The sequence below is a fragment of the Halococcus qingdaonensis genome, assembly GCF_024508235.1.
Taxonomy (GTDB): domain Archaea; phylum Halobacteriota; class Halobacteria; order Halobacteriales; family Halococcaceae; genus Halococcus; species Halococcus qingdaonensis.
In genome coordinates, this window is the sequence record NZ_CP101943.1 from 1763328 (window position 1) to 1777568 (window position 14241).

The window sequence follows — 14241 nt, forward strand, 5'->3', positions numbered from 1 at the left end:
GACGGTCTGATATGGACCGCGACCCGACGCCCGGTATCGAATGTCCCCACATGACACGGGAGGGCGGCGATGAGCGATACCGGCCGCGGAAGCCCGTTCGCGCCCCATACCGACGCCGAGACGGCAGCGATGTTGGACGCGATCGGCGTCGAGAGCGAGGAGGAGCTGTTCGACATTCCGGAGGAAGTTCGCTTCGACGGTGAGTTCGGCATCGCGCCGCGCAGCGAGCGCGAGATCCGCCGCGAGGTACAGCTCCACCTCGATCGCGACGACGACCTCACGGCGTTTCTCGGGCGCGGTCACTACGACCACTACGTCCCGTCGATGGTCGACCACCTCGCGGATCGGTCGGAGTTCCTCTCCTCGTACACGCAGTACCAGCCCGAGGTCGCACAGGGGTTCCTCCAGGCGCTGTTCGAGTACCAGTCGATGCTGGTCGAACTCACGGGGTTGGAGATCGCGAACTGCTCGATGTACGACGCCGCGAGCGCGCTCGGCGAGGCCGCGACCCTCGCGCTCCGGGCGCGCTCGGTCGACGGGACGCGCGTGCTGATCCCCGAACTGCTCGCCGATGGGCGGCGCGCGGTGCTCGAGAACTACCTCGCCGGCACCGAGGCGACGATCGAACGCTATCCGATGGAGGACGGCAACGCCGACCGCGAGGCGCTGGCCGACGCGCTCGACGACGACTGTGCGATGGTGTACGCCGAGAACCCCACCGTGAGAGGCACCATCGAGGAAGGGCTGAGCGAGATCGGCGAGCTCGCAGACGAGCACGGCGCGCTGTTCTGTCTCGGGACGGACGGGATCGCGCTGTCGCTACTCGAAGAGCCCGCGAGCGTCGGGGCCGACGTGGTGGTCGGCGACGCGGCGCTCGGACTCGGTGCGAGCGGCGGGCTCGGGCTCGGCCTGTTCGCGACACACGAGGATTTCCTCCGGCAGGTGCCGGGGCGACTTGTCGGCGTGGGCGAGGACAGCGACGGGAACCGGGCGTACACGCTCACTCTCCAGACCAGGGAACAGCACATCCGCCGCGAGCGCGCGACGTCCAACATCTGTACGAACCAGGCGTGGGTCGCGCTCAGAGCCGCGATGCACGCCGCGTGGCTCGGTGCCGACGGGCTCGTCGGGCTCGCCGAGGACTGCGTGACGAACGCGCGCGATCTCGCCGACCGGCTCGACGACGTCGACGGCGTCGAAGCGCCGGCCCACGATCGCCACCACTTCCGTGAGTTCGCCGTTCGGACCGACCGGCCGGCAGAAGACGCGCGCGAGGCGCTCGAAAACGAGGGGTTCGCCGTGCACGCGATCGACGACGACCTCCTGCAGTTCTGTGTCACGGAGACGAACGCCGGGGAGATCGAGGATCTCGTCGCGGCCGTCGAGGTGGTCGCATGAAACACGGTCGGACGCTCCGCGTCCTCCCTGCCTCATGCTCACCACGGAGGAGGTTCGCATGAGATACGATCAGGCCACGTGGACGCGCGAGGACGGCGACGAGACCCCGGACACCTACGAACCGCTGCTCGCCGAGAAGCGCTCGACGGCGGTCGCGGTCGACGACTCGCCGTTGCCCGACGATCTCACTCGGGAGACGGTCGAGCTGCCGGACCCCGCGGAGCCGGAGCTCGCCCGCCACTACACGCGCCTCTCGCAGATGAACTACGGCGTCGAGAGCGGGCCGTTCCCGCTCGGCAGCTGTACGATGAAGTACAACCCGAAGTTCACCGAGGACGTGGCGGCGCTGCCGGGGGCCGGAACCCACCCCGCGCGCTCGGCGGCGAGCACGCAAGGGACGCTCGAACTCCGTCATCACCTCCAGACGTATCTCGCGCGCATCGGCGGGATGGACAGTGTCACCCTCCAGCCGCCCGCCGGGGCCGCCGGCGAGTTCACGGGGATCCTGGTCGCGAAGACCTACCACGAAGAACACGGCAACGATCGAAACGAGATCATCGTTCCCGAGAGCGCTCACGGGACGAACTTCGCCAGCGCGGCGCTCGCGGGCTACGACGTCGTCTCGCTGCCGAGCGCCGAGGACGGCCGCGTCGACGTCGACGCGCTCGAAGCGGCAGTGAGTGACGACACGGCGGCGCTGATGCTCACCAACCCCAACACGCTCGGCCTGTTCGAGCGCGACATCGAGGAGATCGCCGAGATCGTCCACGGGGCGGGCGGGCTGCTCTACTACGACGGCGCGAACCTCAACGCGCTCTTGGGTCGTGCACGACCCGGCGACATGGGCTTCGACGTGATGCACTACAACGTCCACAAGACGTTCGCGACGCCTCACGGTGGCGGCGGCCCCGGCGCTGGACCGGTCGGCGTCGTCGAGGAGCTCGCACCCTATCTCCCGTCACCGCAGATCGAGGAGCGCGACGGCGAGTACGAACAGGTCGAGCCGGAGCACTCGATCGGCAAGGTCCACGGGTTCGCGGGCAACTGGCTCGTGCTGCTCAAGACCTACGCCTACATCGCCAGACTCGGCGACAGCGGGCTCGAAGATACGAGCGCGAAAGCGGTGCTGAACGCGAACTACCTCGCCAGTCAGATCGAGTACGAGATCCCGTTCTCGCCGTTCCACCACGAGTTCGTCGCGAGCGCCGACCGCGACGCGGCTGACGTCGCCAAACGAATGCTCGATTACGGCGTCCATCCGCCGACGACGAAGTGGCCCGAGATCGTCGACGAGGCGCTGATGACCGAACCGACCGAGGCCGAGACCAAAGCGGCGCTCGATCAGCTCGCGCGCGCGTTCAACAACGCGGCCGACGATGGCGACGAAGCACTCGAAACCGCGCCCGAACGGACCGCAGCGGGGCGCATCGATCAGGCCGATGCCGCACGGAACCCGCGGCTGTCCTGGCAGACGCTCGACGACTGATTCACAACACGACCACCGTTATCGCACCGCGTTGCTAAGGTTTAGTAGTGCAGCCGACGTGGGTTGACATATGACCGTCGTCAGCGTTTCGATGCCCGAGGAGTTACTGAACCGGATCGACGAGTTCGCCGACGATCACGGCTACACCGGGCGCAGCGAGGTGGTTCGTGACGCCGCACGCGACCTCCTCGGCGAGTTCGAGGACGCCCGGCTGGAGGATCGCGAACTCATGGGCGTCGTCACGGTGTTGTTCAACTACGAGACCACGAGCGTCGAGGAGCGGTTGATGGGGTTGCGCCACGAACACGAGGGGCTCGTCGCCGCGAACTTCCACAGCCACGTCGGCAACCGCTACTGCATGGAACTGTTCATCCTCGACGGCTCGCTGGAGTCGATTTCGGCGTTCGTCGGGCAGATCCGGGCGACGAAGAACACCCTCACCGTCGACTATTCGGTGATGCCGGTCGACGACTTCGCCGGTCCGCTCGCCGATAGCGGATAAGAACGATCGGGCGTTCGTCCGGCGGAACGATATCTTCGGTGATAGCTAGATAGATTTATGTGCTCGTATCACAAAGGGATACTGTATGGCAGCGTGTCCACTCTGTGGCGCGGGCGTCTCCGAGGAACGACCCCGCCACTGCGTCACCCTCGAAATCGAGGACACGACGCGGTCGACGAAGCAGTTCATGGGCGACGAAGCCGATATCAAACGCTACTGCGTCGATCGGCAGGTCTGTCCCGACTGCTGGGACGATCTGCGCACGAAACTCTCGTAGCCGTTCTTTTCGACATCGATCCGCGCCCTCGACAGCTGCGTGCGAGCACCGAGACGCGTTTCTCGATGGTCCGGCACCGAATGCGCTAGCAACTGGCAACAACGATAATACGACTTCCCCTAAAAGCCGGTACCATGACTGCTAAGCATCATGAACCACCGAATCGAAAAATGTGATTGGATTTAAGGGTTGTCCGATGAGATAAGATTTTTATAATTTCTGTAGGATATATTTGAAAATATTCATATTCTCGGCATGCGTGGGTGTAACTGTCATGTCCGATGACCCACTGCGGACGTACCTGTACCGCCACCCGAAAACGCTCGCCGCGCTGTTCAGCCTGACCGTGCTGCTGTCACAGATGGGGGCTGTGGCCGCCAATCATACTGGAATAGTTGGTCCCTAAGTTACACGGATTCGACGTCAATGCTCCGGCTCCAGTTCAGTTTCTCTCGTACTATCACAGGAATGTCTTCGAGCGACAGAAATTCGACGAGTTCTTCTTCGGAAACGTCGAAAGACCCCACGTCACCGGACGAAATATAATGATCCGTGTTGTCACCGATTTCCGGTCGGACAGCGGTTCCAATACCGTCCCAGGATGTGAGAAACGTCTTGTATGTTGCCTCGAATGAGTCATCATCTCGCTCGATTTCACACAGATTGGGCTGTAGATGAGCAGCCTGCGCGATCGCTATCTCGCCATCCCCTACAACGAGATATTCGCCACCCATGATGCTCTCGCTACGTGCGATTTCGAGCGCAGAACCAAGTGGAAACCCGGTGTTGAGCAGGCGCGCGAGCGCCGTACCCATCTTAACACCCTCGCTGTTCAAAATGTCCGAGAGGGTGACGATCCCGCCGATGGCCCCGCCCTCGATCAGCGCCATCCCCTGACGATATGACTGGCAAGCATTGAGCAGGAAGGCGTCCACACCGACCGAGTCGAGCTGCCGGGCGTCGAGACGGCCGTCCGCACACGCGAACCCCTCGTCGTCGACGTGGCCGATGTAGTGCAGGAAATCCGTCCGGGCGGCGAGCACGTCCGCCAGCTCGTCGGTGGTGAGATCGTGGGCGACGGTCACGTCGAAGGGCAGGTCCGCGCGCTCGCCGTAGCTCGCCTCGACGGCGCGTTCGTCAGCCATCGCCGCATCGTTGCAGACGACCGTGATCTCGATGTCACCCTCGGCGGGTGTGCGCTCCAACCGATTGTGATAGGCCGCCAGCGACGCCTTGCTCGCCCCCAGTGGCGTCCCCTCACCGATCCACGTCTGCTCCAGCGAATCGGCCGGCTCGGGTCGCACGAACGGCTCCTCGATATCGATGTCGGCCGGCTCGTCGAGGAACTGACCGCCCTCGTCGGTCGCTCTCTCGACAGCGGACGCCATCTCCCCCGGGCCGGTCGCCGGAGTCAGCGACCGAACGACGGCGAGGTCGGCGACGACGAACGACAGGTGCTCGATGCTGTCGGCCGTCGCCGCGACGTTCGCGGTGAGCTTCCAGGTCGGCACGTGCTCGGCGATCGTCCGGTAGGGGATCGAGAGATACGTTTCGAGCTGGGCCGCCAGCGGTTGCTCGTAGAGCGTCGGGAAATCGAGTCCTAGCTTGCCCTCCAGCACCCGTCGTTCGTGAAGATCGACCGGATACAGCCCCTCGGTCCGAGTGAGACAGTCCATGAAGAACGCTTGTTTGAGCGTCCGTGCGACCGTTCGCTCGAACCCCTGCGGGCCGGCGAGCGACTGCTCGAACCCGCGATCAGTCCGTAACAGCGGTTCGATACCTGGCTCGATCGTCGCACCCAGATAGTACGAAAGCGGCGCGGCCACGTATATCGATTCGTACTCCGGCGGCACCTCGATGGTCACACCCGTCTCGGGCGGTTCCAGCCCCGCCAGCTCCAAGGAGTCTGCCAACTCGATTGTTGGCGGATGACCACGAAGGGTCGGATACGACCGCTCGGGCGTCGTCGTCTTCAGTGCCGACCCGAGCGTCGAGATCGCCTCCATCATCGCCTCGGGCTCAGCGGGCGTCCGCACCGTCGCCGCCGGCTGCTCGTGGTGTGAACGTGCGCCGACCAGCACCTCGCGCTCGCCGCCGAACTCGATCGCCATTCCCTCGGTATCGGCGGTAATATCGAGCGCGGCTTCCACGCGGAAATAGAGCTTCACCGGTGCGCTCACTTCGATAATGTACGCTTCGCTCGGGAGTTGCTCCTCCGCGTGATGCTCGGCGCGGGCGACGACCGTGCCCCGCTCGTCACGGACGTGGATCGAGACGACGCTCGGCAGTCCGATCCCGTCGGTCCGGATCGACACCGCGCTCTCGACCGGAAACAGAAATCGCGATGGCTCGACTGCCGTCGGCCGTGTGGGGCCCGTCGAGAGCACGTATCGATGGCGTTCTATCGGGTCGACGACCGCCAATCCGTCCTCCGTCCGCTCGAACGTGGGCCGCGTCGCCGCGCCCGATCGATCCGTCATCTTATCGGTTCATCCCGTGGCTATGGGCAGTCGTCGCGACAGCAAAAGCGTGTGGGCGTCGATCGGCTACGCCGACGCGCTGGAGTCGACGTCCTCGCCGATGGTGACGAACCCGTAGTCACAGTCGGGACAGCGCCATTTCGTCTTCTCGCCGAGATGCATCATCGTGCTCGCCGCGCGGTAGAACACCCGTTCGTCGTCACACACCGGACAGTACTGTTCGCGTTCGAGGCTCATACCGTCGCATCACGGTCGGCGGCCCTCAATCTACTGGTTTCGTGATCGCCCTATTCGAGCGACATCGCTCGGTTCTGGAAACTGCCGCCACAGGAACACGCGCCCGGATGTGTCGTTCGCTCGACGATCTTCCCACACTGGAGGCACTCGTATGTCGACTCGCGTGTGGACTCCTCGACGACATCGTACATATACAGCCGTAGACAGTCAGTATTAATAATACTTATGCAACTATGGTATATAACCACTAGGCCCCATGCGGACGCGATAAGGGTTCGTATGTATGCCACAGACTGGACGCCCACCGGTGAGCGGCCGATGGAGGATTACTCGTTCTCACCGACGGTCATGCCCGGGTGGAGCCGGGCGAGATCAGGGTGTTCGCCCAGTGGGATCGCGGCATCGCGGTAGTCGTCGTAGACCGCCTCGGCCCACTCGCGGGCAGCGGGCGCGTCGGTATCGGCGTACGTTCGCAACAGCCCGGTGTCGTCGTCGTAGCTACCCACACCGACGCGCTCGGCACAGAGCGTCAGTCCGAACGGCAGATCGTCGTGGACAAGGATCGAGAAGTTGCCGCTGGCGAACGTCCGCTCGGCGCGCTCGGGGTTCGTTTCGAGCAGCTCCGCGACGACGCTCGTCGGGAAGACGACTTCGGTCGTCATCCCGCCGACGATGCGCTCGTGGAGAGCGTCGATATGCAGCGGGTTGATGATCGCCGGATCGAGCCCGCGGAGTTCGTCGGTCGCGTCGACGAGCGTCATGAACCGCTCGACCGGCCGGTACGGGTTGCCGGGCGCGGCGGTCGTCACGGTCGCGTCGGCGAACGCCGCCGCGTCGAAGGCGACGTCGTGGGCGTCGGCGGCGGCCAGCACTGGCGCGAGCTCCCACGCCGTCTCGACGGTTGCCGTGAACGACGCGACCTCGCGGGCGCACGCCCGTCCCAGCGGCGTGAGCACGAACGCACCCGCCTCGCGCTCGATGAGACCGTGCTCGCGGAGCGAGCGCGTGAGACGGTGGACCGTCGATTTCGAGACCTCGAGCTCCGCTTCGAGGTCGCGCCGATCCATCGATTCGGCGTCCTGCAACGCCGCGAGCACCGGCGCACGCCTGATCAGTTCGACGAGGCGCTCGGTGTCCATCGTTCATATGTCATTGTTCGACATGGGTAATAAACGTATCTCCGGAAGTGGGCCGATCGAACCGCTCTCCCCAGACTGCCGACGCGAAAGGAAGATTTGGCGTGCGCCAAACGAAGGGCTATGATTGCCATCGCCGGACGGACAAGCAAGATGCGACGTATCGATCGAACGCGTCGAAACGGGATCGACCGCGACGAACGGGGAAGCCGATGAGCAACGAACAGCAGAGCGGCGGCACGGTGGGTGGCGAATCGAGCGCGGCGAGGACGCTGGCCAGCTACTGGACGGAGCTCCCGCACGACTGGCAGGCGGTGGTGCTCGGCGCGCTCGTCCTGGTGATCGTCGCCAGCGGTGTGCAGATCCCGTGGTGAACGTCCGCGAGTCGGTGCTGCCGGGCATCGGCGTGCTCGTCGTCATCGGGCTGGCCGCGCGGGCGCTCGCAACGGTCGTTCCGACGAGCCACCTGATCCTCGCCATCGTCATCGGGCTGATCGTCGGCAACCTCTACGGCGTCCCCGACTGGGCGAGCGCCGGCATCGGGACGAACAAACTCTGGCTCGAAGGCGGGATCGTCCTGATGGGCGCGAGCGTCGCTCTCGATCGCGTGGTCGACGCCGGCCCGACGATCCTAATTCTCGTGATCGCCACGGTGATGACGACGATCCTCACCGTCGAGGCGCTCGCACGCGGCGCGTTCGGCATCCGCGGGAAGATCGGCTCGCTGCTCGCCGCTGGGTCGAGCATCTGTGGCGTCTCGGCGGTCGTCGCGACGGCCGGCAGCATCGAGGCCGACGAGGACCAGATCGCCTACGCGGCCGCCACAGTGTTGTTGTTCGATGCCGTGACGCTGCTCGCCTATCCGGCGCTCGGCCATCTCTTCGGGCTCACGGACAAGGTCTTCGGCATCTGGGCAGGGCTGACGATGTTCAGCACCGGCCCCGTGACCGCCGCCGGCTTCGCCTTCTCGCAGGCGGCCGGCCAGTGGGCACTGCTGGTCAAGCTCACGCGCAACGCGCTCATCGGCCTCGCGGCCATCGCCTACGCGCTCTACTACATCCGCCGCTCCGGCGGGGAGCGCAACGACGCCGTTCCCGGTGGCATCGGCTACCTCTGGCACTCGTTTCCCAAGTTCGTGCTCGGTTTTCTGGGGCTGATGCTGGTCGCGAACACCGGCGTGCTCGGCGGGGCCCAGCTCGCCTCGCTCGAACACGCCGCCGACTGGCTGTTCCTGTTCGCCTTCGCCGGCCTCGGGCTCGACATCCGCCTCGACGAACTCCGCTCGACGGGGATCAAGCCCGTTCTCGTCGTGCTCGTGAGCCTCATCTGCGTGAGCACGGTCTGTCTGTTCGTCCTCACGACGCTGTTCTGACGGCTCCGGAAACGGCATGTTCTTTTCGCGCGCGCCGAACGGACGGATGGATGCGGGAGTTCACGTTCACCATCGAGTACGAGCGCGGGACCGACCCCATCATGGACGCCTTCATCGACGATCCCGACGCGGTGGCGCGCTCGCTCGACGGCTTCGTGACCGAGGAGCGGTTCTGGCGCATCGAGCGTATCGCCGGCTCGCCGGCGACGCTCGACCGCATCGAGGAGATCCGCTTCGACGACGACACCTGCGGCGAGTCGCTCACCGAACGCGACTGCGAGGCGACGCGCTATCACGACGTGCTCGAACGCGGCGAGAACCGGCTCGTCGTCTACACCTATCTCGACGGGATCAGCGCCTGCGAGTCCGTCCACACTCTCTCGGGAAAACACCTCCCGCCCGGGCTCGTCTTCGAAACCCTCCGAAGCGAGAACCGCCACTCCTGGCGCGTGCTGATGCGCTCGGACGCGAAGGTGGGCGTGCTCTACGACGAACTCGCCGCCCGGCTGCGCGACGGGCTCTCCTTCCGGATGGGCCATCTCCGCGACGCCGACGGCTGGCAGCGCGACTCGCTGGCGTCGGTCTCGGTAGCGGCCGAACAGCGCGCGGCGCTTCAGGCGGCCGTCGAGGACGGCTACTACGAAACCCCACGAGAGACGACGCTCGACGAGCTCGCCGACGAGCTCGATGTCCCTCGCTCGACGCTTTCCTATCGTCTCCGACAGGCCGAGAGCCAGCTCGCCCGGCGCTACGTCGCCGACGACGAGCGCGATCGGTGGCTTCGATAGCTCGTGTTTGTCAGAGCGCCGCAGCGGCACGTCATCGATGGCCGACAGCACGGGTTTAATACCCACTGCGACCTAGCGGACGGTAAGCGATGACCGACCACGCGACGGACGTGCTCGTCCCGCCGGAGTGGGTCGCGGCGCGCCTCGACGAGTTCGTGGCCAACGACCCCGCCGCCCGCCTGCTCGAAGTCGACCTCGATCCGAGCAGCTACGAGACGGGCCACATCCCGGGGGCGACGAAGCTCGACTGGAAAGAGGATCTCCAGGATTCGACGGCGTTCGACATCCCGTCGGTCGCCGACTTCGAGGCGCTGCTCGGCGATATCGCCGTTACTCCCGAGTCGACCGTCGTCGTCTACGGCGACATGATGAACTGGTTCGCCGGCTACGGCTACTGGCTGCTCAGCTACTACGGCCACGCCGACGTCCGCCTGCTCGACGGCGGCCGCGACGGCTGGCTCGCCGACGACTACGACCTCACCGACGAAGTTCCGGAGTTCAGTCCACGGTCGTACACCGGCGCGAGCCCGAACGAATCGATCCGAGTCGATCGCGCGGAGGTCGAGACGGCGATGGAACGCGGCACGTCGCTGGTCGACGTCAGAACTCCCGAGGAGTACCGCGGCGAGGTGCTCGCGCCGCCGGGCTGGAACGAGGGCGTCCAGCGCGGCGGCCACATCCCCGGCGCGGTGAACGTTCCCTGGAGCCAGGTCGTCGACGCCGACGGCCGGTTCAAGTCCGAGGAAACCATCCGGGAGATCTACCGCGAGGCGGGCATCGACGAGGAGGTGGTCGTCTACTGTCGCATCGGCGAGCGCTCGGCGCTGACCTGGTTCGTCCTCCACGAACTGCTCGGCTACGAGAGCGTGCGCAACTACTACGGCTCGTGGGTCGAGTGGGGCAACACCGTCGGCGCGCCGATCGAGCGCGGCCGGCGGGCGGGCATCCGCGGCGAGTAGTTCTCCCTCTCTCGACACGACGACGCCACGCATGGAATCGTACTGCAGGATCGTGCTCATCGGTAGCGCAGACCGCCGAACACGACGATATCCAACGGCTTTTGTCCGTCCTCGCCGAAGCTTTCGGCGAATGCAACGAACGAATCGGCGGCGGTTCCTCGCCGGCATCGCCACGACCGGTACCGTGCTCGCGGCGGGCTGTAGCAGCGGTTCCGCCGGTGACGGCGGCGATGGCAGCAACGGGACGAGCGGCGGGAGCGGTGGTGGCAACGACTCCGGTGGGAACGCCACGAGCGAGAGCGGCGGTTCGACGAGTGGCGACGCGACGGCCGGCGGAAACGGAACGGGCGGTGCGAGCGGCAACAGTAGCGCGGGCGGCGGCGAGACGACCACGGTCGCAGCCGGCCCGGACGGACGGCTCGTCTTCGAACCGGAGGCGGTCGAAGTGTCGGCCGGCGATACGGTATCGTGGGAGTTCGAGAGCGCCGGTCACAACGTCGGTGCCGTACCGAAGGACAGCGAGGAGGTGAGTCTTCCCGATGGCGCGGAGCCGTTCTCGTCGTACGACGGCGACCCCTACGCCGTGGTCGAGGAGGGCAAAACTTACGAACACACCTTCGAGACGGCCGGCGAGTACACCTACGTCTGCATCCCACACGTGAGTTCGGGGATGGTCGGCACGGTCACGGTCTCGGAGTGAGGCTCGGTGAACCGACGCTGAAAGGGAAATCCACTTACTCGCCGCTACGAACTGTCGGTATGGTCAGAGGGCGATCCCCGTGCGCGTGATCATCGTCGGGGCCGGACAGGTCGGCTCCTCGATCGCCGAGAGCCTCGACGACGACCACGAGGTCGTCGTGATCGACACCGACGATAGCCGCGTCGAATCGCTCACCTACTCGCTCGACGTGCTCGCTATCGAGGGCGACGGCACGTCGCTCGCGACGCTGCGGGAGGCTGACGTCGGCGCGGCCGATCTGTTCATCGCGAGCACCGACGACGACGAGACGAACATCGTCACCTGCGCGACGGCCAAAACCGCCAGCGACGCGTTCACCATCGCCCGCGTCAGATCGACGAACTACCTCCAGACGTGGGAGGAGTCCGGCGGCGCGTTCGGCGTCGATTTCATGGTCTCGACGAACCTGCTGGCCGCCGAGACCGTCACCCGCGTCATCGGGCTGCCGGCCGCCCAGAACGTCGACGTCTTCGCCGAGGGGAGCGTCCTGTTGGCGGAGTTCTGTATCCCCCCGAACAGCCCGATCGCGGGCCAGACGGTCGCCGAGGCCGACGACCAGTTCAACGAGCTCACCGTCGCGGCCGTGCTCCACGAGGACGGACTGATCGTCCCCGACGGCGAGACGAAACTGGCGACCGGCGACGAAATCGTCGTCATCGGCAGCGCCGAAAGCACGCGCGCGTTCGCCGCCGATCTCGCGACCGACCGCGACGAGAACCGTGACGTCGTCATCATCGGCGGCAGCGAGATCGCCGTCCAGACGGCCGAACTGCTCGGGGAACGGGGACTGCAGCCGCGCCTCATCGAACGCGACCCCGAGCGTGCTCGCGAGCTCGCCGAACGCCTCCCGGAGACGACGGTGATGTCGAGCGACGCGACCGACCGGGAGTTCCTCACGCGCGAACACGTCGGCGACGCGGACGTGGCGATCGCCGCGCTCGGTTCCGACGAGAAGAACTTACTGGCCTCGCTGCTCGCCGACCGCGTCGGCGTCGATCGGACGATCGCCGTCGTCGAGAGCGCCGAATACACCGATCTCTTCGAGGCGGTCGGCGTCGACGCGGCGATCAACCCGCGCGATGCGACCGCCGAGGAGATCATCCGGTTCACGCTCGACGGCCGCATGGAGAACGTCGCCATCATCGACCACGACCGCGCCGAAGTACTCGAGATCCAGATCGACGACGACAGCACGCTCGCCGGGCGACCGATCACCGACGCCACCGACGATCTCCCCGCCCGCGTGACGATCGGCGCGATCACGCGTGACGGCGAGTTCATTACACCCCGGGGCGATACGGTCGTCGAAGTCGGCGACCACGTCGTCGTCTTCGTCGAAACCGAGGCCGTCGACGCGGTCGCGAGCCGGCTTTGATGGCGGTTCGGGTCGACGTCCGCACGAGCGCGAGCCTTCTCGGCACCGTGCTCCAGGCGCTTGCCGTCCCGCTTGCCGTGCTCGTCGGCGTGGCCGCCCTCTACGGCGACTCGCTGCTCCCGTTTCTCGTGCCAACAGCACTCACCCTTACGGTCGGCACCGGTCTGCAACGCTTCGAGCGCACGGCTCCCGGCCCGCGCGAGGCGTTCCTCCTGGTCGCGCTCGCGTGGCTCGCGGTCGCACTCGTCGGCACCGTTCCCTTCGTTCTCACCGGTGCGGGCGTGTTCGCCAGCCCGGTGAACGCCCTCTTCGAGTCGATGAGCGGCATCACGACCACTGGTGCAACCGTCATCACCGATTTCGGTCTGCACTCGCGATCGATCCTGCTCTGGCGCAGCGTCCTCCAGTGGCTCGGCGGTCTCGGCATTCTGGTGCTCGCCGTCGGGCTGCTCTCGGAGCTGTCGGTCAGCGGCGCACAGCTGATGGAGACCGAAACCCAGACACAGGACGTCACCAAGCTCGCACCGAAGATCGCCGAGACCGCACGCCTGCTCGGCGGCATCTACACCGGACTCACCGGGCTGATGGTCGTCGTCCTGCTCGTGCTGGCGTTCGGTGGTCTCGCACCGGCGCTGTCGCTGTACGACGCGGTCGCACACGCACTCACCGCCGTCTCGACGGCCGGCTTCTCGCCGGAGGCCGCGAGCATCGGCGCGTTCTCGCCGGCCGTCCAGTGGGCGACGATCCCCTTCATGTTCGTCGGCGCGACCAACTTCGTCCTGCTCTACTATCTCCTGCAGGGCGATCCGAGTCGCCTGCGAGCGAGCGAGGAGTTCCGGTTCTATCTCGCGATCGTCCTCGGCGCGACCGCGCTGGTGGCGATCTCGCTGTTCGTCAACGATCGCTTCGGGACCGTCGAGATGACGCTGCGCCACGCGCTCTTTCAGGTGGTCTCGATCGTCACGACGACGGGCTACGCGACGGTCGATTTCGACCTGTGGTCGCCGCTGTCGCGCCACGTCCTCTTCGTCGGGATGTTCGTCGGCGGGATGGCCGGCTCGACGACCTGCTCGATCAAGACCGTGCGCTGGCTGGTCGTCCTGAAGGCGTTCCGACGCGACCTCTTCACCGCCATCCATCCGGAGGCGATCCGGCCGGTACGCCTGACCGGATCGCCGGTCGAGGAGAGCACCATCCGCGATATCTACACCTACACGCTCGTGAGCGTCGTGATCTTCGCGCTGCTGACGGTGTTCGTCGTCGTCGACACCACGTGGTCGGCTGCCGCTCTCAGCGAGTTCGAGGCGATGGGTGCGGCAGCCTCGACGTTTCTCAATATCGGCCCGGCCTTCGGCTTCGCCGGCCCCTACGGTAGCTACGCGGGCTTTCCCGTCGCGACGAAGCTCGTCATGACGATACTGATGTGGATCGGGCGCATCGAGATCGTCCCCGTGCTCGTGCTCTTTACGCGCGCGTTCTGGCGATCGTAGAG

General features: G+C 65.9%; 16 protein-coding genes. 12 read left to right on the forward strand and 4 right to left on the reverse strand.

The features are described from left to right. The first annotated feature begins 69 nt into the window (after positions 1 to 69). The 5 genes from gcvPA (at position 70) to NO363_RS14200 (ending at position 4069) form a co-directional block, all read left to right on the forward strand. Positions 70 to 1398, forward strand: a complete 1329-nt coding sequence (gcvPA, locus tag NO363_RS09020; RefSeq protein ID WP_256684534.1) for an aminomethyl-transferring glycine dehydrogenase subunit GcvPA — start codon at positions 70 to 72, stop codon at positions 1396 to 1398. 58 nt (positions 1399 to 1456) lie between these two features. After that, positions 1457 to 2884: an aminomethyl-transferring glycine dehydrogenase subunit GcvPB gene (gene gcvPB, locus NO363_RS09025; RefSeq protein WP_256684536.1), complete on the forward strand. Its 1428-nt coding sequence runs from the start codon at positions 1457 to 1459 to the stop codon at positions 2882 to 2884. A 70-nt stretch (positions 2885 to 2954) separates the two neighbouring features. Further along, positions 2955 to 3386, forward strand: a complete 432-nt coding sequence (locus NO363_RS09030) for a CopG family ribbon-helix-helix protein (RefSeq protein ID WP_007739071.1) — start codon at positions 2955 to 2957, stop codon at positions 3384 to 3386. An 85-nt stretch (positions 3387 to 3471) separates the two neighbouring features. After that, positions 3472 to 3663, forward strand: coding sequence for a hypothetical protein (locus tag NO363_RS09035; protein WP_007739069.1), 192 nt, complete (start codon positions 3472 to 3474; stop codon positions 3661 to 3663). A gap of 274 nt (positions 3664 to 3937) precedes the next feature. Then, entirely contained in the window at positions 3938 to 4069 is a 132-nt protein-coding gene (locus tag NO363_RS14200; RefSeq protein WP_440939884.1) for a DUF7503 family protein, read from the forward strand. 1 nt (position 4070) lies between these two features. Here the strand turns inward: NO363_RS14200 and NO363_RS09040 are convergent, their stop codons facing one another. The 4 genes from NO363_RS09040 to NO363_RS09055 form a co-directional block, all read right to left on the reverse strand. Beyond that, positions 4071 to 6143, reverse strand: coding sequence for a hypothetical protein (locus NO363_RS09040; protein WP_256684541.1), 2073 nt, complete (start codon positions 6141 to 6143; stop codon positions 4071 to 4073). 66 nt (positions 6144 to 6209) lie between these two features. Next, complete coding sequence (locus NO363_RS09045) at positions 6210 to 6380, reverse strand: DUF7838 family putative zinc beta-ribbon protein (protein WP_256684543.1); 171 nt, start codon at positions 6378 to 6380, stop codon at positions 6210 to 6212. A 50-nt stretch (positions 6381 to 6430) separates the two neighbouring features. After that, entirely contained in the window at positions 6431 to 6571 is a 141-nt protein-coding gene (locus NO363_RS09050) for a rubrerythrin-like domain-containing protein (protein ID WP_256684545.1), read from the reverse strand. Between the two features lie 135 nt (positions 6572 to 6706). Next, positions 6707 to 7519: a helix-turn-helix transcriptional regulator gene (locus NO363_RS09055; protein ID WP_256684546.1), complete on the reverse strand. Its 813-nt coding sequence runs from the start codon at positions 7517 to 7519 to the stop codon at positions 6707 to 6709. A gap of 209 nt (positions 7520 to 7728) precedes the next feature. On the opposite strand from NO363_RS09055, the gene NO363_RS09060 reads away from it, so the two are divergent. The 7 genes from NO363_RS09060 (at position 7729) to NO363_RS09090 (ending at position 14239) form a co-directional block, all read left to right on the forward strand. Further along, positions 7729 to 7890 (forward strand): hypothetical protein, encoded by a 162-nt coding sequence (locus tag NO363_RS09060; RefSeq protein ID WP_256684549.1) that lies wholly within the window; start codon positions 7729 to 7731, stop codon positions 7888 to 7890. After that, positions 7884 to 8888: a YeiH family protein gene (locus NO363_RS09065; RefSeq protein ID WP_256684551.1), complete on the forward strand. Its 1005-nt coding sequence runs from the start codon at positions 7884 to 7886 to the stop codon at positions 8886 to 8888. The genes NO363_RS09060 and NO363_RS09065 overlap by 7 nt, the downstream gene beginning before the upstream one ends. A 50-nt stretch (positions 8889 to 8938) precedes the next feature. Then, a complete protein-coding gene (locus tag NO363_RS09070) occupies positions 8939 to 9676 on the forward strand; it encodes a helix-turn-helix domain-containing protein (protein ID WP_256684553.1) in 738 nt (245 codons plus the stop codon). An 89-nt stretch (positions 9677 to 9765) separates the two neighbouring features. Beyond that, the gene (locus tag NO363_RS09075; protein WP_256684555.1) at positions 9766 to 10635 is read left to right on the forward strand and encodes a sulfurtransferase; all 870 of its coding nucleotides are present in this window, start codon (positions 9766 to 9768) and stop codon (positions 10633 to 10635) included. Positions 10636 to 10765: 130 nt separating this feature from the next. After that, positions 10766 to 11335, forward strand: coding sequence for a plastocyanin/azurin family copper-binding protein (locus NO363_RS09080; RefSeq protein ID WP_256684557.1), 570 nt, complete (start codon positions 10766 to 10768; stop codon positions 11333 to 11335). Between the two features lie 79 nt (positions 11336 to 11414). Continuing rightward, positions 11415 to 12749 (forward strand): Trk system potassium transporter TrkA, encoded by a 1335-nt coding sequence (gene trkA / locus NO363_RS09085; RefSeq protein ID WP_256684559.1) that lies wholly within the window; start codon positions 11415 to 11417, stop codon positions 12747 to 12749. Further along, complete coding sequence (locus NO363_RS09090) at positions 12749 to 14239, forward strand: TrkH family potassium uptake protein (protein WP_256684561.1); 1491 nt, start codon at positions 12749 to 12751, stop codon at positions 14237 to 14239. Before trkA ends, NO363_RS09090 begins: the two co-directional genes overlap by 1 nt. The last annotated feature ends 2 nt before the right edge of the window (positions 14240 to 14241 follow it).

What these genes read in the sequence shown, in the direction of transcription:
- gcvPA (WP_256684534.1), top strand. Translation starts at nt 70, where the DNA reads ATGAGCGATACCGGCCGCGGAAGCCCGTTCGCGCCCCATACCGACGCC.
- gcvPB (WP_256684536.1), top strand. Translation starts at nt 1,457, where the DNA reads ATGAGATACGATCAGGCCACGTGGACGCGCGAGGACGGCGACGAGACC.
- NO363_RS09030 (WP_007739071.1), top strand. Translation starts at nt 2,955, where the DNA reads ATGACCGTCGTCAGCGTTTCGATGCCCGAGGAGTTACTGAACCGGATC.
- NO363_RS09035 (WP_007739069.1), top strand. Translation starts at nt 3,472, where the DNA reads ATGGCAGCGTGTCCACTCTGTGGCGCGGGCGTCTCCGAGGAACGACCC.
- NO363_RS14200 (WP_440939884.1), top strand. Translation starts at nt 3,938, where the DNA reads ATGTCCGATGACCCACTGCGGACGTACCTGTACCGCCACCCGAAAACG.
- NO363_RS09040 (WP_256684541.1), bottom strand. Translation starts at nt 6,143, where the DNA reads ATGACGGATCGATCGGGCGCGGCGACGCGGCCCACGTTCGAGCGGACG.
- NO363_RS09045 (WP_256684543.1), bottom strand. Translation starts at nt 6,380, where the DNA reads ATGAGCCTCGAACGCGAACAGTACTGTCCGGTGTGTGACGACGAACGG.
- NO363_RS09050 (WP_256684545.1), bottom strand. Translation starts at nt 6,571, where the DNA reads ATGTACGATGTCGTCGAGGAGTCCACACGCGAGTCGACATACGAGTGC.
- NO363_RS09055 (WP_256684546.1), bottom strand. Translation starts at nt 7,519, where the DNA reads ATGGACACCGAGCGCCTCGTCGAACTGATCAGGCGTGCGCCGGTGCTC.
- NO363_RS09060 (WP_256684549.1), top strand. Translation starts at nt 7,729, where the DNA reads ATGAGCAACGAACAGCAGAGCGGCGGCACGGTGGGTGGCGAATCGAGC.
- NO363_RS09070 (WP_256684553.1), top strand. Translation starts at nt 8,939, where the DNA reads ATGCGGGAGTTCACGTTCACCATCGAGTACGAGCGCGGGACCGACCCC.
- NO363_RS09075 (WP_256684555.1), top strand. Translation starts at nt 9,766, where the DNA reads ATGACCGACCACGCGACGGACGTGCTCGTCCCGCCGGAGTGGGTCGCG.
- NO363_RS09080 (WP_256684557.1), top strand. Translation starts at nt 10,766, where the DNA reads ATGCAACGAACGAATCGGCGGCGGTTCCTCGCCGGCATCGCCACGACC.
- NO363_RS09090 (WP_256684561.1), top strand. Translation starts at nt 12,749, where the DNA reads ATGGCGGTTCGGGTCGACGTCCGCACGAGCGCGAGCCTTCTCGGCACC.